The organism is Sphingopyxis bauzanensis, assembly GCF_002205675.1.
GTDB classification, from domain to species: Bacteria; Pseudomonadota; Alphaproteobacteria; order Sphingomonadales; family Sphingomonadaceae; genus Sphingopyxis; species Sphingopyxis bauzanensis.
Genome location: NZ_NISK01000001.1, coordinates 347,179 through 364,257 on the forward strand (window position 1 = coordinate 347,179; position 17,079 = coordinate 364,257).

A 17,079-nucleotide genomic window follows, 5' to 3' on the forward strand; every position below is an offset into this window, starting at 1 on the left:
ACCGGAATATTTACCATCCCGGGCTTAACATAGCTTATGGACACAACCCGCATCCCGCAGCCTCGCCGCCAGGTCCGCACCCGCGTCGCCCTTGAGGTGACGGTCAACGGCGTCCTCAATTTCGTCGACGGCCAGATCACCGATCTTTCCGAAGGCGGCGCGCGGATTAACGGTGCCAGTATGCCCGCACGGTCGCGCTGCGAAATCCATTATGGCGGCGGTGTCACCTATGCCGTGGTGATGTGGTCCGAAATCGATCGTATGGGCGTGCGTTTCCCTTATGAACTGACCCATGGTCCGCTCTACAATGCCTTGAAACGCGCGCGGAATGCGGTGACGGTCGACCCGGCGCAGATTTTCCTGAGCAACCGCGCGCCGGTGTTTGGGCGCCGCGGGCTGAGCTGAACCAAAGCGGACCCAAAATCCGTTCGCCCTGAGCTTGTCGAAGGGCTGTTCATTTTTTAGCCGATCAGGATGAGCTTCTGGGCGTATATCCTGCACTGCCTCGGCTGAACCTTCTATACGGGTCACACCGACAATCTGCCGCGCCGCATTGCAGAGCACGAAACGGACGCCATCGTCGGCTTCACTTCTGATCGATTACCCGTCACCCTCGTTTGGAGCCAAGAGTTCTCGACCCGGGTTGAAGCTCTTGAAACCGGACGCCGAATAAAGCGCTGGAGCCGTGCGAAGAAAATGGCCCTTATCCGCGGCGAGTAGGACAAATTTCGGAGTTGGCAAAAGGCAAGAGCGGTCCTTCGACAAGCTCAGGACGAACGGATAAAAGGTAGCATAAGGCCGCCATTCGCCTTGCCGCGTTCGCCTTTTGTCCCTACCCTTCTCCCATGTCCCCCGCGTCCCTCCCCCTGCCCGCGATCCACGCCAGCCATGTCGGCATCTGGATCGCCGATGCGCAGGGGCGCGTGCAGCGGGTTGGGCGCGGAGAGGCGATTGCGGCGGTCGCGGCGACTCCGCACCTGCTGCTCAATGCCACGCTGACCGGTGACCGGCTCGGCTATCCCGAGCTGTCCGGGCTCGACCTGCTCGAACTTTTCGCCTTCCTTTATCCCGCGCGCTTTGCCGTACCGACGCCGGCGGGGATTGCCGCGACGATCGGCGTCACCCCGCCGAAAGCTGAGGAAGACATCGCCGCTTTTCTGCCGCAGGCGACCGCGGCGATGCTCGCGGGGATCGACGATCCGACCTGGCCCGAACGCGAAGGCACCTGGCACGGACTACAAGCGCTCGCGCGCCAGCGCTGGCCATGGGCGCCGCTGGTCCAGCCGCGGCTGACGGCGGCCGACGCCAATGAACGCTGGCTGTTTGCGCGGCTGCCGGAATGGGAGGAAGCGCCGCCACGCCCCGCGCCGCGGCAGGTCCGCATCAACCCCGACGACGTCACCGCGCGGCTTGACCGGCTGACCGGCGATGGCGCCGAACGCCGCCCGGGGCAGCAGGATTATGCGCGCGCTACCGCCGCGATCTTCGAACCGCGCGAGCGCAAGGACGCGCCGCAGATGCTGGTAGCCGAGGCGGGGACGGGGATCGGCAAGACGCTCGGCTATCTTGCTCCCGCCAAGCAGTGGATCGAGCAGTCGGCGGGCAGCGTCTGCATCTCGACCTTTACCAAGGCGCTGCAACGCCAGCTGTCGCGCGAGACCGAGCGGCTGTACCCCGACGCCGCAACCCACCGCGAAAAGGTCGTGGTGCGGAAGGGCCGCGAAAATTACCTCTGCCTGCTCAATCTGGAGGATGCGCTGCAAGGCGGCTTCTCGGGTCGCGCCGCGATCCTGGCGCAGCTGGTTGCGCGCTGGGCGGCCTATACGCGCGACGGCGACATGGTCGGCGGCGACCTGCCCGGCTGGCTGCCCGCGCTGTTCCGGCGCAACGGCACCACCGCGCTGACCGACCGACGCGGCGAGTGCATCTATGCCGGCTGTCCGCATTTCCGCAAATGCTTCATCGAACGTTCGGCGCGCGCCGCGACGCAAGCCGACATCGTCATCGCCAACCATGCGCTGACAATGGTGCAGGCGGCGCGCCCGCGCGACGGCGGGGCGCCCGCGACGCGGCTGATCTTCGACGAAGGCCATCATCTGTGGGACGCCGCCGACAGCATGTTCGCCGCGGCGCTCACCGGGCAGGAAGCCGTCGAGATCCGCCGCTGGGTACTGGGGCCGGAAGGCAAGTCGCGCGGGCGGCGGCGCGGCCTCGCGGCACGACTCGCCGATGTGGCGAGCTATGACGAGGCGGGCGAGCGCGCGATTCAGGCGGCGATTGCCGCCGCTACCGAACTGCCCGGCGACGGCTGGCTCAGCCGCCTGTCCGAAAACGACCCGTGGGGCGCGATCGAACGGCTGCTCGCGGCCGTGCGCGGGCAGGTTTATGCGCGCGCGGTCGACACTCGTACTGCCGATGCGGGCTATGGCCTCGAGACTGAACTGGCCGATCCCGACGCGGTGCTGGTCACCGCCGCGGCGGCGGCGAGCGACGCGGTCGAGGCGCTGCTGCGGCCGCTGCTGGCGCTCGGCAAGCGTCTTGATGCGCTGGTCGACGATCCGCCCGACTGGCTCGACGGACAAGCGCGCGCGCGCGTCGACGGGGCGCGCCAGAGCCTCGGCACCCGTGTCGACACGCTCGGCGGCTGGCTGTCGCTGCTCGGGCGCGTCGGCGGCCCGGCCAACGCCGATTTCGTCGACTGGCTCGCGATCGACCGCTATGACGGGCGCGAGTTCGACACCGGGCTGCATCGCCACTGGCTCGATCCCGCGCGGCCGATTGCCGAGATCGTCTATCGCCCTGCGCAGGGGGTGCTGGTCACCTCGGCGACTTTGCGCAGCGGCCTTGGCGGCCAAAATGCGCTGGGGGGCGGCTGGACCGAGGCCGACATCCGCACCGGCGCGCGCCATATGGACGGCGGGGTCCAGCATTTAGCGGTGCCCAGCCCGTTCGACTATGCCCGCCAGTCGGAGGTGCTGATCGTCACCGACATCGCGCGCGGCGACCTGCCCGCGCTCGCGGGGGCGTACAGCCGGTTGATCGAGGCGTCGGGCGGCGGCGCGCTGGGGCTGTTCAGCGCGATCCGGCGGCTGCGCATCGTCCATGCCCGTATCGCCGACCGCCTCGCGCGTGCGGGCCTCCCGCTTTATGCCCAACATGTCGATCCGCTCGACACCGGTACCCTCGTCGACATCTTCCGCGCCGATCCACACGCCTCGCTGCTCGGCACCGATGCCTTGCGCGATGGGGTCGATGTCCCCGGCGAATCGCTGCGGCAGGTGATCATGGAGGGGGTGCCGTGGCCGCGCCCGACGATCCTACACGCGGCGCGCCGCGCCGCACAGGGTGGCAGCGCCTATGACGATATGGTCATTCGCGGCCGCATCGGGCAAGCGTTCGGCCGCCTGATCCGCCGCGCCGACGATTTTGGCCAGTTCGTCATGCTGTCGCCCTCATTCCCGTCCCGGCTGCTCAGCGCCTTTCCCGAAGGCACCCCGATCCGCCGCCTGCCATTGGACGAGGCGGTCAATCATGTCGCAGCCGCCAATGTCGAACGCAGAAAAAGCGCCTTTCCAGCCTTTTCACCGTCATAAGTTTGCGGCACAAGGCTCCCGAACGACGGCATAAGCGCGAAGGCGCGGGGGAAGATTTTGAAGAGTTTGACGATCCTGCGCCACGCCAAATCGGGTTGGGATGTCCAGGTCGAGCGCGATTTCGACCGCCCGATCAACAAACGCGGCCAGCGCGGCGCAGAAATCATCGGGCAATGGCTGAAGCGTCAGAAGCTGCCCGTCGACCGCATCATCGCCTCGCCCGCAGTGCGCGTGACCGAAACGCTCGACATCTTCCAGCCTGCTGCGGATCTGGACACGCTCGAACCGCATTGGGACCGCCGCATCTATCTCGCCTCCGCCGCGACGCTGATCGACGTCATCCGCGACACCGGCCGCGATGCCGAGCATTTGCTGATTTCGGGACATAATCCGGGGCTGGAGGATCTGATCCTGATGCTCGTGCCCGAATCGAGCGGCGACGCACTGCGCGGCAAGGTCGAGGAAAAGCTGCCGACGTCGGCGCTGGCGCGGCTCGAAATCGACATCGCCGACTGGCGCGATCTGGATGCCAACACGGCGCGCTTCGCCGCCTTCATCCGCCCCCGCGACCTCGACCCGACGCTGGCGCCCGCGATGGATCACGACTGACAGGTCATCCTCCCTGTGGCGAAGCCATGGGGAGGACCATCTCCTCATCGTCATCAGCAAACGACCAAAGGCGGACATGTGGACACTGCAGTTTGCGTTGCGTAAATGCCTCGGCGCGCTGCAGGTCGATTAGTTTTGAAGCGATGGCATAGCGTCAGTAAAGCAAGACCAAGGATCCCAGATTATGAACGAGTTTGGAAAGAAAGGTTTCCCGCTTATCGGCGTGATCTTTCTTGCGTTGGGCATCTTCAAGCTCATTCAAGGCAATGACTGGGTGGTGTGGATCATCCTGGGCATTTTGTTTGGCGGTCTAAGCGCTGTCAGCTGGCGTAAGGACAGGCAGCCCTAAAGTCGTGATTTAGCACCACAGCTGCTTTGCGCTCAGGTTTGTATGTGGACATCTGTTGAGGGGTGCAGCTGACGTCAGCTTTCCACCCCAAGGCGGACGTTCAATGCCTACGAACTACCAGATCACGTTGGTGAGGAGCACAACCGCAATGATTACCGCGATGCCGTAAAGCGACCACTTCGCATGCTGCTCGATCAGCCGCACCCAGCGGCTTCCGAGATCATCTTTTGGCATGGACGTATCGTAGCCGCGCTAGTGTCCGCTGACCACCCCTAAGCAGACATTCTTGAACTTGCTGATTCGCGATGCCAGTCGCGTCAATCCAACGCCGCCGCCAATCGCTGGCGCAGCGAGACGAGCGCTGCGACCGGGACGCCATGCGCCTGCCCTATCACTCCACGCCCCGTTGTCCGCTCGGCGCGGATTTCGGCCGCTGGTGCCGCAGAAGCCCTCGCCCCCGCCTCCGACAACGCCTTGCGCGCGCCCTCGACCGTGAACCCCTGCACATGCAGCAGGTGATGGATCCGCTCGGCCAGCGCGACGTCCTCGGCGCGGTAATAGCGACGGCGGCCCGAGCGCTGGAGCGGCTTCAGCTGCGGAAAGCGCGTTTCCCAATAGCGCAGGACGTGCGTCGGCACCCCGATCCGATCGGCCAGCTCGCCGATTGCGAGCATAGCGCCCGACGCCTTGCCGGTGTCGTCCGGCACGTCAAACCCCACCATGGCCGAGGCCTGGATTATTTACCGGCAACGCGCGCTCGCATCGTCTGGCTGGCGCGAAAGGTCATCACGCGGCGCGGCAGGATTGGCACTTCGATGCCGGTCTTGGGATTGCGCCCGACCCGCTGCGCCTTGTCGCGCAGGACAAAGGTGCCGAACCCCGAGATTTTGACATTTTGCCCGCCCGCTAGCGCGTCGGACATATGGTCGAGAATCGATTCGACGATCGTCGCCGATTCGTTGCGCGACAACCCGATTTGCTGGTTGATGCGCGTCGCAATATCGGCTCGCGTAAGCGTCCCTGCGGTCATGATGGTCCCTCCCCCTCGTAAAGCGAAACTGATCGAACCGGTCCCGGACAGCCCCCACCGTCACGAGTCCCGTGCGCCTATGTAACAAAAGCGAATTAATCCGCCAAACTGAAACGGATGGAGCGAAGAGTTAATGCGGTGAAGCCGACGTCCCAAGAGAGAAGCGGCACCGGCCCGCTCCCCCACCCGGCCTCCGCAACGATAGTCGCCTATGGGAGGTCGGGTGGGGGAGCGGGCCAGTGCCGCCTTCAAACCTAAACGCGCAGGACCGCGGCGCCCCAGGTAAAGCCGCCGCCCATCGCTTCCAGCACGACCAGATCGCCGCGCTTGATCCGCCCGTCGCGTATCGCGAGGTCGAGCGCCAGCGGCACCGATGCCGCCGAGGTGTTGGCATGCTGGTCGACGGTCAGCACGACACGTTCGGACGGCAGTCCCAGTTTTTTGGCGGTCGCGTCGATGATCCGCTTGTTCGCCTGATGCGGCACCACCCAGTCGATCTGGTCGGGCGACAGGCCGACATCGGCCATCACTTCGCCCAAAACCGACGCCAGATTGGTGACGGCATGGCGGAACACTTCGCGGCCCTGCATGCGGACATGGCCGACGGTGCCGGTGGTCGAAGGGCCGCCGTCGACATAGAGCATGCCCGAATATTTGCCCTCGGCGTGCAGCCGGGTCGCGAGGATGCCCTGATCGTCATCGACGTCCTTCGCCGACAGCACCACCGCGCCCGCGCCGTCGCCGAACAGAACACATGTCGTTCGGTCTTCCCAGTCGAGGATGCGGCTAAAGGTTTCCGATCCGATCACCAGCGCATGCTTGGCCGCGCCGGTGCGCAGCATCGCGTCGGCGACCGACACCGCATAGAGAAAGCCCGAGCAGACCGCGGCAACGTCGAAGGCGATGCAATCGGGGGCGTCGATCAGCGCTTGGACCTTGGTCGCGCTGGCCGGAAACGTATTGTCGGGGGTCGCGGTGGCGAGGATGATCAGCCCGATGTCCGACGGTTCGAGTCCGGCCGCTGCCATTGCCTGCTGCGCGGCCGCGGCGCCCAGCGTCGCGGTCGTCTCGTCGGGTTCGGCAATGTGGCGGAAGCGGATGCCGGTGCGCTCGACGATCCATTCGTCGCTGGTGTCGACACGCTCGGCCAGTTCGGCGTTCGACACGCGGTTGCGCGGCAGCGCCGACCCGGTACCCGCCAGAATTGCCCGCAACGTCATGCGGCTTTACCGCTCTGGAAATTCGCCAGATCGTCGGTCACCTGCCGCGTAATGTCCTTTTCGATCAGCTCGGCGCACAGGTGGACGCAGTTGGCGACCCCCTTGGCATCGGCGCTGCCATGACTTTTCAACACGACACCATTCAGGCCCAGGAACACCGCGCCATTGTGATTATTGGGGTCGAGATGATGGCGCAGCAGCTCGGTCGCTGGGCGCGAGATCAGGAAACCGATCTTCGAGCGCGTCGAGCTGGTGAAGGCGCGGCGCAGCAAGTCGGTCACGAAACGCGCCGTCCCCTCGATCGTCTTGAGCGCGATATTGCCCGAAAATCCGTCATGGACGATGACATCCACGTCACCGCGCGACAATTTGTCGCCTTCGATAAAGCCGGTAAACTCCATCGGCAGCCCCTTCGCGGCGCGCAGCATCGCCGCGGCATCGCGAATCTCGTCGGTGCCCTTTAGCTCTTCGGTGCCGATGTTGAGCAGCGCGACGCGCGGGCGCTGGAGCCCCATCGCGGTGCGCGCGTAGGCGGCGCCCATCACCGCAAACTGGGTGAGATTGGTGGCGTCGCATTCGGTGTTGGCACCGAGGTCGAGCATGACGACGTCGTTGTCGCCCAACGTCGGCAGCAGCGCCGCGAGCGCCGGCCGGTCGATCCCCGGCATCGTGCGCAACGCCAGCTTGGCCATCGCCATCAGCGCGCCGGTGTTACCTGCCGATACGGCGCCGCCGGCATCGCCGCATTTCACAGCGTCGATCGCCAGCCCCATCGAGGTGCTTTTCGCCTTGCGGATCGCCTGGCTCGGTTTGTCCTCACCCGTCACCACGCCGTCGGTGTGGATGATGTCCGACGCCGCGCGCAGATTGGGGTGGTTTTCGAGCGCCGCCTTGATCTGCACCTCGTCACCGACGAGGATGAAGCGCAGGCCGTCGTGCTTGTGGCGCGCCATAGCGGCGCCGGCGAGCATCATCCGCACGCCGACGTCACCGCCCATCGCATCAATCGCGATTCGCGGTGTCAATGCCATCAATTTGCGCTCCGGCTAAGGGTCAGGCGCCGACCGACACCACTTCGCGGCCATTATAATGGCCACAGGCACTGCAAAGATTGTGCGGGCGCTTCAGCTCGCCACAGTTCGGGCATTCCTGAAAGGCTTCAACCTTCAGGCTGTCGTGGCTGCGACGCATACCGCGCTTCGAGGGCGAGGTTTTTCGCTTGGGAACGGCCATGTTATTTCCTGCATTCTCAATAGTGTGTCACGAATCGGCTACCCGGATTTGTCACTCCCGTTGCCGGAAATGACTGGCCCGCCCGCCGTGCGAAACTTCGTTCCCGCCGTATTATAGCAGGAAAATCGTCCGCCGAAGGGTGCCTCAACGCCAGAAGGTGTCGGGTGCCGGATCGGGCGGGGCTATAGCGTTTTTGCCCGCAAAGGCAAGCCCTGTGGATGACAATGCGCAGGCAAGAGCCTCGCCCTTGCCGATCGCCCAGCGCGATGCCACACCACGTCCGGCGCCGAGCGACAACAGCCGCGGCCAAAAAGGGGACGCATATGATAATCTTGCCGATCAGCCTGACGATTGCCGCCGGAGCGGCGCTGCTCAACCTGTGGCTGTCGATCCGCGTTGGCCGCGTGCGGACCAAGGAAAAGGTTTTCGTCGGCGACGGCGGCAACGAACTGGTGACGCGTCGGATGCGCGCGCACAGCAATTTTGTCGAGAACACTGCCTTCGTGCTGATCCTGCTGGCGCTTGTCGAGCTCGGCCTGGGATCGTCGATGTGGCTGTGGGGCGTCGGCGCGCTCTATCTGGTCGGGCGCATCCTGCACGCGATCGGCATGGACGGGATGATGTGGGGCCGGATGGTCGGGACGATCATTACGATGCTGACGCAGCTTGGGCTAGCGCTTGGCGCGCTGGCGATCGTCTATCTGACGCCGGTGAGTGTCACGACGACCGAGATCGAGGAAACGACGGTGGTAGCGCCGAAGTAAACGCTAGGTCATTGCGAGCGTAGCGAAGCAATCCAGGGCGTGGCAAGCTGCTCTGGACTGCTTCGCTACGCTCGCAATGACGACCGAGGTTAGCCAGCCGTACCGATCGCCATATCGCCGACAAACGGGTTCGTCCGCCGTTCGTGCGCGAAATTGCTGTGCGCGCCGTGCCCGGGCAGGAAGGTCGTGTCGCCGCCGAGCGGCCACAGCTTTTGCGTGATCGAATCGAGCAATTGCTGGTGATTGCCGCGCGGAAAGTCGGTGCGGCCGATGGACCCCTGAAAGATCACGTCGCCGACTATCGCGAGCTTCGACGGCGCATGGTGGAACACGACATGCCCCGGCGTGTGACCCGGGCAATGGATGACGTCGATGGTCAGATTGCCGACGGTGACCGTGTCGCCATCGACCAGCCAGCGGTCGGGCTCGAACACCTCGCCGACCATGCCGAAGCGTGCGCCGTCTTCGGCAAAGGCTTCGATCCAGAAGCGGTCGTCCTCGTGCGGTCCTTCGATCGGCACGCCCAGTTCTTTCGCCAGCATCCCCGCTTGGCCGCAATGATCCATATGGCCGTGGGTCACCAGAATTTTTTCGACCTCGACGCCTGTCTGGCGCACGGCGTCCTTTAGCTTGTCGAGGTCGCCACCGGGATCGACGAAGGCCGCCTTGTTCGTTTCGGTGCACCACAAGAGGGTGCAATTCTGCTGGAAAGCGGTGACCGGCACGATCGCCGCGCGCATCGGAGGGTTGGGAGCGTTCATCCCGGTGATGTGGGGAAATAGGACCAAAATGGCAAGCCGCCGCGCCGATTTGACCGGTCTCACCGACCAACATATTGAATGACGCCGTGACCAAGACCTTTTCCCACGGAACCGTCCACACCGCGGGCGATGACATGCAGGCGGCGCTGGTGTCCGATCCCGAAACGCTGGCGCTCTGGGAAAGCCTGACCCCCCTCGGGCGCAACGAGTTCATTTGCTGGGTCGATGATGCCAAGCAGGCGAAAACGCGCGCGCGCCGGATTGAGCGGACGGTGGGCGAATTGCACGAGGGGAAGAAGCGCCCCTGTTGCTGGGCCGGGTGCATCCATCGCACCGACAAGGCGCCGAGCCGGTGGCAGCAAGCGGTGCTGATCGACAAAAGGGCGAAGTAGTGCGCCTCAGCGCAGTGTCATCGTGTCGCCCTCGACATTCACCGCGGCAAGCCGCGACAGATAGCTTTGCCCGAGCAACGACACGCCCATGTCGGCGTCGACCACCGCGGCTTCGACTCGTCGGACTTCCAGCCCGTCGATGTCGACGCTGTCGAGCATAACGGTGCGCATCGGCACGTCCCCGCCCGCGGTCCGCGCCGTGCCGGTGACCGGCAGCCGATCGACATCGATGCCGATCGCCTCGGCATCGCGCCGGGTCAGCGCCACGATCGACGCGCCGCTATCGACCATCACGCGAATGTTGGTGCCGTCAATGTCCGCATCGGCGTAGAAATGCGAATCGCGCGAGCGACTGAGCAGCGCCTCGCTCGACGACGTCGACGAACCTGAACTCCGCGCGGCCTCGGCCGCAGCCACAGAGCGGTCTTTGCGCAGCTTGTGCGTTGTCCAATTGTCGTGATTGCCGGAAATCGCCGCTGTCGTTTCAACGGCATCACCGGACGCGGAACGGCTGGCGACGCCCGCCATGCCGATCGACACCGCCGCGATGATCGCGGCCAAGCCAAGAAAGCGCCCCAACATGACGCGCTTTGTCGCAAAATTGGGTTGGGGATTGGTTAAGCGGACGGCTGTTCGATGAACGCCCGCCAAGTCGGCGTGTCATCGCGGATGCTGTACGCGATTCGGGCGCAGGCATAGGGGCGATCTGCCCGATTGTCGGCGTCGGCGGCGGTCGTTGGCCATTGGCCGCCGGCGCCGCCCGCCGACCAGCAGACCAAGGCTTCGGCCTCTTGCCCCGCTTCGATCGCGGCGCGTTCGGCGGCGTTCAACGACACAGGCGCGCTCCAACCCAGGATTGCGCGGTGCGTGAAACCTTTGGAAAACAAGGCGTGGCGGAACGGGCTGTTGTCGTCGCGGAGCAAGCCAGCAACCCGCGCGCGATCGTCGGCGGCCAGCCATTGCCCACCCAGCAGCGGCGCCCAGCGAGCCTCATCGCGTGAGCGCAGCGCCGCGACCAGATCGTCGGCGGCAGCGGCAAAGCGCGGCGTCCAAACCGAATCAGCGGCAAGCGGAACCAGCGGCGCGCGCGGAGCGGGTGCCTCGGTCTCGACCGCCAGAAGAGAAGCGGGTGCGTCCGCCTCGGTCGCGAGAGCGGGCGTGGCGAGTGCGGCGACCAGCGCCGACGAGATCAGGAAAGCGCGCATCGCTGCATCATAGCAGCAAACGCTGTGCCTGTCAGGCGTCCGTGGGCACCAGTGCACTGCGCATCCACGACGGCGCACCGGCGGCGTCGATGCTCTCGGCGCGGCGATGCTCGACCGTCCAGCCGAGTTCGGGATAAGCGATCACCTGCCGCTTTTCGTCGGCATCGGCGATCGGCACCACGACCAGCCGCCGATTGACCTTTTGCCGCCAATTCATCCGCGCGGTGTTCTCCTGCCCCACGTAGCAGCCCTTGGTAAAGCTGACCCCGTTGAGTTCGGCGGCATTGCATTCGAGCCACAGGGTCGTGCCGTCGCCCAATTCGGCGCGGCCTTCGGTGACGCCCAGCCCAAGCCGGTGCGCGCGCCAGGCATCGTCGGCGCCCGCGTCCCGATCAGCCGGCGCGAGCCAGCGCTGGCCGAGTTCGGTCAGCCGCGGATCGGCGACCCCGACATCGCCGCCGGGTGCCCAATGAACGCACAGATCGGGCTCGCGTTCGATCGTAATGGCGCGGCGGAGGCGGTACAGGGTCAGCCGTTTGGCCAGATCGCCCGCGGCCTCGCGCTCGCAATCGATCAGGATGTCCGATTGCCCCGAGCCGGGTCGAGGGGCGTCGCCCCAGATCAGGAAATCGAACAGCGCCTTGCCTTGCGCGGAGAGCAGCGCCGCCCACACCGGCAGGTCGCCCGATGTGTCATTGGTGACCAGCCCTTGCAGGAAACCACGGACATCGTCCCCCGATAAGCGAATGAGAGCGCGGTTGATGAGGGTGGTATTGGCCATGGCGATAATCTAGGGACGCGGCAGCCAAAACCAAGCACCCATTTCTTCGCGAGACCCGCATGACCGACCGCCTGACGATCCGCCGCCCCGACGACTGGCACGTCCATCTGCGCGACGGCGCGATGCTGAACCATGTCGCGCGCTATACCGCGCGCCAGTTTGCCCGCGCGATCGTTATGCCGAACCTGTCGCCGCCGGTGACCACCGCCGAGGAAGGCTGCGCCTACCGCGACCGCATCAACGCCGCTGTCCCCGCCGAATTCGACTTCACCCCGCTGATTGTCGCCTATCTGACCGACGCCACCGACGCGCAAGAGATTGCGCGCGGCCATGCCGAGGGCGTGTTCACCGCCGCCAAACTCTACCCCGCCCACGCCACCACCGGCAGCGCGCACGGCGTCACCGACATCGCCAACATTGTGAGCGTGCTCGAGCAGATGCAGGCGATCGGCATGCCGCTGCTCATCCACGGCGAGGTCACCGACCATGAGGTCGACATTTTCGACCGCGAGGCGGTGTTCATCGAGCGCACCCTGGAACCGCTGGTCCGCGCTCTGCCCGCGCTCAAGATCGTGTTCGAACATATTACGACGGCCGAGGCGGCGCAATTCGTCGCCGACGCCCCCGCCAATGTCGCGGCGACGATCACCCCGCAACATCTGCATATCAACCGCAACGCGATGCTGGTCGGCGGCATCCGCCCGCACGCCTATTGCCTGCCCGTCGCCAAGCGCGAGCATCACCGCCTCGCGGTGCGCGCCGCCGCGACCTCGGGGTCGCCAAAATTCTTCCTTGGCACCGACAGTGCGCCGCATGCGGTCCACACTAAGGAGGCCTCGTGCGGCTGCGCAGGCATCTTCAACGCGCCCTTCGCGCTGGAAAGCTACATCACTGCGTTCGATCAGGATGGCGCGCTGGATCATTTCGAAGGTTTCGCCAGCGAACATGGGTCGCGCTTCTACGGGCTGCCGCTCAATGACGGCACCGTGACGCTGGAACGCACAGACGTCTTGGTACCGGAGAAGCTCGGCGAGGTCGTGCCTTTCCACGCGGGTGAGACGCTGGGCTGGAAGCTGGTCTGATTTGTTTCGCACAAAGACACAACGACACTAAGAAGGACGATAAAGTCGTTTGTGCTGAGCTTGTCGAAGCACCGTCCCTTCTTCACCGTCGCCAAGATACACGGCCCTTCGACAAGCCCGGGGCAAACGGACGTTGGGGCATCCTTGTGTCTTTGTGCCTTCGTACGAACAAAGAAATCCGAACTTTTTGGGCGGCGGCGCGGCTCAAGCCACCGTCACCATCCGCTCCGCGCGCATCTTGCGCCACATGTCGAAACTGAACACCGCGATGCTGATCCAGATCAGCAGGAAGCAAAACAGCTGCGCGGGCTTCAGCGGCTCGTTGAAGATGAACAGGCCGAGCAGGAACTGCAGCGTCGGCGCCAGATATTGTACGAAGCCCAACGCCGCGTAGCTCATCCGCCGCGCCGCGGTGGCAAATAGTAATAGCGGCACCGCCGTCACCACGCCCGCTGCTGCAAGCAGCCAGCTGATCTCGACGTCTGCCCCGAACCCGCGTCCATCGCCGATCCACAGATAATAGCCCACCACGACCACCGACAGCGGCAACAGCAAGGTCGTCTCTACCGCCAGCCCGGGCAGCGACCCCACCGGTACCACCTTGCGGATCAAGCCATAGGTGCCGAAACTGAGCGCCAGCGTCAGGCTGATCCAGAGCGTGTCGAGCGCCCCGGCGAGCAGGATCGCAACGCCAATCGCGGCTATGACCACCGCGACCGCCTGCAACCGCGACAGCCGCTCGCCCAGAAAAACCATGCCGAGCAGCACATTGACGAGCGGGTTGAGATAATAGCCCAGGCTCGCCGCGAGCACATGGTCGGTGAAAATGGCGTAGATATAGACAAGCCAGTTGAGCGCGATCAGCAGCGAACTGGCGAGCAGCAGGCGGAGCACGCGCCCATCCTTCAGCGCCGCGATATATTCGCCAATCTGCCGCCGAAACATCATGATGACAAAACACAGCGGCAGCGACCAGACGATGCGCTGCGCCAGCACCTCGACCGGCGGCACGTTTTCGAGCAGCTTGAAAAAGAGCGGGACAAAGCCCCAGATACCATAGGCCGCTAGGGCATATGGCAAGCCGCGCTGCGGGGATTCCGCGGGAGCGGTCGGCTGGGTCATAGGGGAAAAACTGCCTTTCGGCCGAAAATCAGATGATGCCGCCGCCCAGCATCAGGCGGATCACGCCGATGACAATCACAACTATGTTCAGATTGCGCCCGCTGTTGCTGCTCGACATCGCGCCCAGCGCGAGCCCGACTACCGCAAAGGGTACGATCACCCAATTGGCCCAGCCAAGCAGCGGGATGAAAGCAAAAACGGCCAAAACCAGGGCGATGGCGCCGATAACGAGCGAGGCAATATTGAGCATTTGGGGACTGTCGCATGATGCCGCCCATGCGGCAAGAGCTTTTCGGTTCGTCGATGATAAGGCTCGCTTCGTCTTGTTGCCTCGGGTTCATGCAACGCGATCCGGACCCCGGTCGTTTCCCTTCTCGAAGCGCCCAGCGCCGTCATGCGGTACAAGGCGCGGCACCAGGAAAGGATATAAGATGCGTAGTTTCAACAAGAGCCTGATGGGCGCATTGGCCGCCGCCAGCGTCGCGCTGACCGCCCCGGCCTATGCCGGCATCGCGGCCCCGACCAAGGCCGAAGGCTTGCATCAGATGGAACAGTCGAGCGGCTTTCATAAGCGCAAAAAGCGCCATTATCATGATCAGCGGGTCAGCGCGAACACCCGCGTGTGGCGCGACCGTGACGGCCGTTATCGTTGCAAAAAGGATAATGGCACGACCGGTCTGTTGATCGGCGGCGCCGTGGGCGGCCTTGCTGGTAACGAAATCGCGGGTCGCGGCGACAAGCTACTCGGCACCGTGATTGGCGCTGGTGCTGGCGCCCTGCTGGGGCGCGAGATCGACCGCGACAAATATCGCTGCCGCTAAGCGATAGAGCTACCGTCTCGATTGCGGGTCCGAGACCCCTCCGCCCGCAAACGTAGATGGAAGAGGGCGTCGACCTGGTCGTCGGCGCCCTCGACCGCGTGCGTGATCCACGCGCGCTTGCCCCTTGCCCGTCCGTGCTGCTTGCCGCAAAAGCACCCTCCTGTTTCCGGGAGAGGTTCATCATGCTCAACGGCCCCCTGCTCGTTACCCAACGGCTCATCCTGCGCCCGCCCGCGACCGAGGATTTCGGCGCCTTCGCCGAAATGTGCGCCGAACCCGACACCATGAAGTTCATCGGCGGCGCCTGCCCGCGCGCCGCGGCGTGGCGCATCTGGTGTACGCTGGCCGGGGCTTGGCATATCCGCGGCTTTTCGATGTTCTCGGTGATCGAGCGGGAGAGCGGCGAATGGGTCGGTCGCCTTGGCCCGTGGGAGCCCGACGGCTGGCCGGCGCCCGAAATCGGTTATGGCGTGCGCGCCAAATTCGCGGGCAAGGGCTATGCCTTTGAAGGCTGCATCGCCGCCTGCGACTTTGCCGTCGAATTTCTGAAATGGCCCGAGCTGATGCACAGCATCGATCCCGCCAACACGCGCTCGCAGGCGTTGGCGGCCAGGCTGGGGGCGACTAACAGCGGTCCCACCCGCCTCCCCGCGCCGTTCGAGGATGCACCGGTCGACGCCTGGACGCAGAGCGCCGAGGCGTGGCGGGTGAAGCGCAAGGAGTTCCTCTGATGTCCGACCAGCATATCGACCCCGAACGCGCGCAATTCGATGCGTTCAAGGCGCTGCCGCGTGATACCGTGATCCACATGCTCAACCTTGTCCGCTTCAAGACCGCAGCGACCTATCTGGCCGATCATCCGCTTGCGAGTGAAGCGCTGACCGGCGCCGAAGCCTATGCTCATTATGGCGCCGACAGCGGCCCGATCTTCCAGCGGGTTGGCGGACGCATCGTCTGGCGCGGTTCGATGGAAGCGATGGTGATAGGCCCCGACGCAGAGCATTGGAACGCCATGTTCATTGCCGAATATCCCACCAGCGCCGCCTTCATGGAAATGGTCACCGACCCCGTCTATCGGCAGGCCGTGATCCACCGCCAGGCGGCGGTTGAATCCTCGCGGCTGATCCGCTGCAACCCGAACACGTCTCGCTCCGGTACAGTTTTCGGCTAACAAAGCGTTACCCGTTAACGCATTTTATTTGCGTCTTTTTAACCAGGATCAGGCATTCCCGATGAAAGATTAAGGGAGTGTTAGTGATGATGTTGCGCGGAAAATGGCTGGTTACTGGCCTGCTGATGGCGGCGGCGCCGCTCGCCGGGTGCCGGGACAATCCCGAGGCCAAGTCGGAACTCGGGCCGCTCGACGACGGGCTGACCAATGCCGACCCCGCGATCAAGGGCGCGCTCGAAGACAAGATCATGGTAGACCCCAAGCTTGCGGGTCAGGCGAACCAGAATGCCGTCGGTCCCGGCAATCGCCCCGTGGATGGCGGCGTTCCCGGCGTGGCGGGTGGCAAGGCCGCAACCGTCGCCGAAGCCGCTGCTGCGCTCAAGGCGGGCAAGCTGCTTGCCGCCCCCAAGGCGCTTCCGATGGAAGCGGGTTGCGATGGCTGCGAAGCCAAGCCGCGGCCCGTCACCATCGGCGCGCTTGCGCGCGATCAGCAAAAAGGTGGCGGCTGCGACGCCAAGCTGACCTATGGCAACGCCTGGGCCGAACGCCTGCCTTCTGCATTCAAAGTCTATCCGCGCGCGACGCTGCGCGAAGCTGCGGGCGTAGCAGGCGGCATGTGCAACATCCGCGTCGTCAATTTCCAGACCGCCGCGTCGATCCAGGGCGTGTTCGACTATTATCACACAATGGCGATCCGCGCCGGCTACACCAGCGACCACCGCGTCAACGGCAACGAGCATATGCTGGGCGGCACCAAGGGCGACCTCGCCTATATCATCATGGCGCGCCGCGACGGCGGCATGACCGACGTCGACCTGGTGGCATCCGGGGGCAAATAATATTCTCGATCCTCCCTGGGGCGAAGCCATGGGGAGTTGGCAGCCCGCAGGGCTGGCGGAGGGGCCATGGCGCGAGTTTGCGGCCCCTTCACCGCTTCGCGGCAGCC

The 17,079-nt window shown here is 64.8% G+C and carries 23 protein-coding genes; 12 read left to right on the forward strand and 11 right to left on the reverse strand.

The features are described 5' to 3' along the window. Positions 1-36 precede the first annotated feature (36 nt). The 5 genes from CDQ92_RS01655 to CDQ92_RS21320 all read left to right on the forward strand — a co-directional run bounded on the left by CDQ92_RS01655 (position 37) and on the right by CDQ92_RS21320 (position 4,551). Positions 37-405 carry a PilZ domain-containing protein gene (locus CDQ92_RS01655; protein WP_088439493.1) on the forward strand — a complete coding sequence of 123 codons (369 nt, stop codon included), beginning with the start codon at positions 37-39 and terminating at the stop codon, positions 403-405. A gap of 171 nt (positions 406-576) precedes the next feature. Beyond that, positions 577-720, forward strand: coding sequence for a GIY-YIG nuclease family protein (locus CDQ92_RS21515; protein ID WP_229667623.1), 144 nt, complete (start codon positions 577-579; stop codon positions 718-720). A gap of 125 nt (positions 721-845) precedes the next feature. After that, positions 846-3,593 carry an ATP-dependent DNA helicase gene (locus CDQ92_RS01665; RefSeq protein WP_088439495.1) on the forward strand — a complete coding sequence of 916 codons (2,748 nt, stop codon included), beginning with the start codon at positions 846-848 and terminating at the stop codon, positions 3,591-3,593. 57 nt (positions 3,594-3,650) lie between these two features. Continuing rightward, a complete protein-coding gene (locus CDQ92_RS01670) occupies positions 3,651-4,202 on the forward strand; it encodes a SixA phosphatase family protein (RefSeq protein ID WP_088439497.1) in 552 nt (183 codons plus the stop codon). A 184-nt stretch (positions 4,203-4,386) separates the two neighbouring features. Further along, entirely contained in the window at positions 4,387-4,551 is a 165-nt protein-coding gene (locus tag CDQ92_RS21320) for a hypothetical protein (RefSeq protein WP_169714525.1), read from the forward strand. A gap of 317 nt (positions 4,552-4,868) precedes the next feature. On the opposite strand, the gene CDQ92_RS01675 is transcribed toward CDQ92_RS21320, so the two are convergent. The 5 genes from CDQ92_RS01675 to rpmF form a co-directional block, all read right to left on the reverse strand. Continuing rightward, positions 4,869-5,273, reverse strand: coding sequence for a MerR family transcriptional regulator (locus CDQ92_RS01675; protein ID WP_088439499.1), 405 nt, complete (start codon positions 5,271-5,273; stop codon positions 4,869-4,871). A 14-nt stretch (positions 5,274-5,287) separates the two neighbouring features. Beyond that, on the reverse strand, positions 5,288-5,581 hold the full coding sequence (locus CDQ92_RS01680) for an integration host factor subunit alpha (protein WP_188682454.1): 294 nt from the start codon (positions 5,579-5,581) through the stop codon (positions 5,288-5,290). Between the two features lie 254 nt (positions 5,582-5,835). Continuing rightward, positions 5,836-6,801: a beta-ketoacyl-ACP synthase III gene (locus CDQ92_RS01685; protein ID WP_088439504.1), complete on the reverse strand. Its 966-nt coding sequence runs from the start codon at positions 6,799-6,801 to the stop codon at positions 5,836-5,838. Then, a complete protein-coding gene (gene plsX / locus CDQ92_RS01690) occupies positions 6,798-7,832 on the reverse strand; it encodes a phosphate acyltransferase PlsX (protein WP_088439506.1) in 1,035 nt (344 codons plus the stop codon). The genes CDQ92_RS01685 and plsX overlap by 4 nt, the downstream gene beginning before the upstream one ends. 22 nt (positions 7,833-7,854) lie before the next feature. Beyond that, the gene (gene rpmF, locus CDQ92_RS01695) at positions 7,855-8,034 is read right to left on the reverse strand and encodes a 50S ribosomal protein L32 (RefSeq protein ID WP_088439508.1); all 180 of its coding nucleotides are present in this window, start codon (positions 8,032-8,034) and stop codon (positions 7,855-7,857) included. A 323-nt stretch (positions 8,035-8,357) separates the two neighbouring features. Between rpmF and CDQ92_RS01700 the strand changes: the two genes are divergently transcribed. Beyond that, positions 8,358-8,798 (forward strand): MAPEG family protein, encoded by a 441-nt coding sequence (locus CDQ92_RS01700; protein ID WP_088439510.1) that lies wholly within the window; start codon positions 8,358-8,360, stop codon positions 8,796-8,798. An 89-nt stretch (positions 8,799-8,887) separates the two neighbouring features. Here CDQ92_RS01700 and CDQ92_RS01705 read toward each other — a convergent pair whose 3' ends face one another. Further along, complete coding sequence (locus CDQ92_RS01705) at positions 8,888-9,559, reverse strand: MBL fold metallo-hydrolase (protein ID WP_088439512.1); 672 nt, start codon at positions 9,557-9,559, stop codon at positions 8,888-8,890. An 86-nt stretch (positions 9,560-9,645) separates the two neighbouring features. Between CDQ92_RS01705 and CDQ92_RS01710 the strand changes: the two genes are divergently transcribed. After that, positions 9,646-9,951: a YdeI/OmpD-associated family protein gene (locus tag CDQ92_RS01710; RefSeq protein WP_229667620.1), complete on the forward strand. Its 306-nt coding sequence runs from the start codon at positions 9,646-9,648 to the stop codon at positions 9,949-9,951. Between the two features lie 6 nt (positions 9,952-9,957). On the opposite strand, the gene CDQ92_RS01715 is transcribed toward CDQ92_RS01710, so the two are convergent. From CDQ92_RS01715 to ygfZ, 3 genes are read right to left on the reverse strand one after another with little or no spacing between them, the layout of a single operon-like run. After that, positions 9,958-10,533, reverse strand: coding sequence for a retropepsin-like aspartic protease family protein (locus CDQ92_RS01715; RefSeq protein ID WP_088439514.1), 576 nt, complete (start codon positions 10,531-10,533; stop codon positions 9,958-9,960). Positions 10,534-10,568: 35 nt separating this feature from the next. After that, positions 10,569-11,156: a hypothetical protein gene (locus CDQ92_RS01720; RefSeq protein ID WP_088439516.1), complete on the reverse strand. Its 588-nt coding sequence runs from the start codon at positions 11,154-11,156 to the stop codon at positions 10,569-10,571. A gap of 31 nt (positions 11,157-11,187) precedes the next feature. After that, entirely contained in the window at positions 11,188-11,937 is a 750-nt protein-coding gene (ygfZ, locus tag CDQ92_RS01725; protein ID WP_088439518.1) for a CAF17-like 4Fe-4S cluster assembly/insertion protein YgfZ, read from the reverse strand. A 59-nt stretch (positions 11,938-11,996) separates the two neighbouring features. Between ygfZ and pyrC the strand changes: the two genes are divergently transcribed. Then, on the forward strand, positions 11,997-13,019 hold the full coding sequence (gene pyrC, locus CDQ92_RS01730) for a dihydroorotase (RefSeq protein ID WP_088439520.1): 1,023 nt from the start codon (positions 11,997-11,999) through the stop codon (positions 13,017-13,019). A 204-nt stretch (positions 13,020-13,223) separates the two neighbouring features. Here pyrC and rarD read toward each other — a convergent pair whose 3' ends face one another. Both rarD and CDQ92_RS01740 read right to left on the reverse strand, forming a co-directional pair. Beyond that, positions 13,224-14,141, reverse strand: coding sequence for an EamA family transporter RarD (gene rarD, locus CDQ92_RS01735; protein WP_088439522.1), 918 nt, complete (start codon positions 14,139-14,141; stop codon positions 13,224-13,226). Between the two features lie 28 nt (positions 14,142-14,169). Beyond that, a complete protein-coding gene (locus CDQ92_RS01740) occupies positions 14,170-14,391 on the reverse strand; it encodes a hypothetical protein (protein WP_088439524.1) in 222 nt (73 codons plus the stop codon). A 181-nt stretch (positions 14,392-14,572) separates the two neighbouring features. Here CDQ92_RS01740 and CDQ92_RS01745 point away from each other — a divergent pair, with 181 nt between their 5' ends. The 4 genes from CDQ92_RS01745 to CDQ92_RS01760 all read left to right on the forward strand — a co-directional run bounded on the left by CDQ92_RS01745 (position 14,573) and on the right by CDQ92_RS01760 (position 16,972). Further along, entirely contained in the window at positions 14,573-14,962 is a 390-nt protein-coding gene (locus tag CDQ92_RS01745; RefSeq protein ID WP_088439526.1) for a glycine zipper 2TM domain-containing protein, read from the forward strand. Between the two features lie 56 nt (positions 14,963-15,018). After that, complete coding sequence (locus tag CDQ92_RS01750) at positions 15,019-15,693, forward strand: GNAT family N-acetyltransferase (protein WP_229667621.1); 675 nt, start codon at positions 15,019-15,021, stop codon at positions 15,691-15,693. Next, positions 15,693-16,133 carry a DUF1330 domain-containing protein gene (locus CDQ92_RS01755; protein ID WP_088439528.1) on the forward strand — a complete coding sequence of 147 codons (441 nt, stop codon included), beginning with the start codon at positions 15,693-15,695 and terminating at the stop codon, positions 16,131-16,133. Before CDQ92_RS01750 ends, CDQ92_RS01755 begins: the two co-directional genes overlap by 1 nt. An 86-nt stretch (positions 16,134-16,219) precedes the next feature. Further along, positions 16,220-16,972 (forward strand): hypothetical protein, encoded by a 753-nt coding sequence (locus tag CDQ92_RS01760; RefSeq protein WP_088439530.1) that lies wholly within the window; start codon positions 16,220-16,222, stop codon positions 16,970-16,972. Positions 16,973-17,079: the final 107 nt, after the last annotated feature.

Excerpts from the sequence above, each read along its gene's own strand:
- CDQ92_RS01755 (WP_088439528.1), top strand. The coding sequence starts at position 15,693 with ATGTCCGACCAGCATATCGACCCCGAACGCGCGCAATTCGATGCGTTC.
- CDQ92_RS01685 (WP_088439504.1), bottom strand. The coding sequence starts at position 6,801 with ATGACGTTGCGGGCAATTCTGGCGGGTACCGGGTCGGCGCTGCCGCGC.
- CDQ92_RS01700 (WP_088439510.1), top strand. The coding sequence starts at position 8,358 with ATGATAATCTTGCCGATCAGCCTGACGATTGCCGCCGGAGCGGCGCTG.
- CDQ92_RS01745 (WP_088439526.1), top strand. The coding sequence starts at position 14,573 with ATGCGTAGTTTCAACAAGAGCCTGATGGGCGCATTGGCCGCCGCCAGC.
- ygfZ (WP_088439518.1), bottom strand. The coding sequence starts at position 11,937 with ATGGCCAATACCACCCTCATCAACCGCGCTCTCATTCGCTTATCGGGG.
- CDQ92_RS21320 (WP_169714525.1), top strand. The coding sequence starts at position 4,387 with ATGAACGAGTTTGGAAAGAAAGGTTTCCCGCTTATCGGCGTGATCTTT.
- CDQ92_RS01680 (WP_188682454.1), bottom strand. The coding sequence starts at position 5,581 with ATGACCGCAGGGACGCTTACGCGAGCCGATATTGCGACGCGCATCAAC.
- CDQ92_RS01740 (WP_088439524.1), bottom strand. The coding sequence starts at position 14,391 with ATGCTCAATATTGCCTCGCTCGTTATCGGCGCCATCGCCCTGGTTTTG.
- CDQ92_RS01750 (WP_229667621.1), top strand. The coding sequence starts at position 15,019 with ATGGAAGAGGGCGTCGACCTGGTCGTCGGCGCCCTCGACCGCGTGCGT.
- rpmF (WP_088439508.1), bottom strand. The coding sequence starts at position 8,034 with ATGGCCGTTCCCAAGCGAAAAACCTCGCCCTCGAAGCGCGGTATGCGT.
- plsX (WP_088439506.1), bottom strand. The coding sequence starts at position 7,832 with ATGGCATTGACACCGCGAATCGCGATTGATGCGATGGGCGGTGACGTC.
- rarD (WP_088439522.1), bottom strand. The coding sequence starts at position 14,141 with ATGACCCAGCCGACCGCTCCCGCGGAATCCCCGCAGCGCGGCTTGCCA.
- CDQ92_RS01705 (WP_088439512.1), bottom strand. The coding sequence starts at position 9,559 with ATGAACGCTCCCAACCCTCCGATGCGCGCGGCGATCGTGCCGGTCACC.
- CDQ92_RS01675 (WP_088439499.1), bottom strand. The coding sequence starts at position 5,273 with ATGGTGGGGTTTGACGTGCCGGACGACACCGGCAAGGCGTCGGGCGCT.
- CDQ92_RS01720 (WP_088439516.1), bottom strand. The coding sequence starts at position 11,156 with ATGCGCGCTTTCCTGATCTCGTCGGCGCTGGTCGCCGCACTCGCCACG.
- CDQ92_RS01760 (WP_088439530.1), top strand. The coding sequence starts at position 16,220 with ATGATGTTGCGCGGAAAATGGCTGGTTACTGGCCTGCTGATGGCGGCG.
- pyrC (WP_088439520.1), top strand. The coding sequence starts at position 11,997 with ATGACCGACCGCCTGACGATCCGCCGCCCCGACGACTGGCACGTCCAT.
- CDQ92_RS01665 (WP_088439495.1), top strand. The coding sequence starts at position 846 with ATGTCCCCCGCGTCCCTCCCCCTGCCCGCGATCCACGCCAGCCATGTC.
- CDQ92_RS01655 (WP_088439493.1), top strand. The coding sequence starts at position 37 with ATGGACACAACCCGCATCCCGCAGCCTCGCCGCCAGGTCCGCACCCGC.
- CDQ92_RS01715 (WP_088439514.1), bottom strand. The coding sequence starts at position 10,533 with ATGTTGGGGCGCTTTCTTGGCTTGGCCGCGATCATCGCGGCGGTGTCG.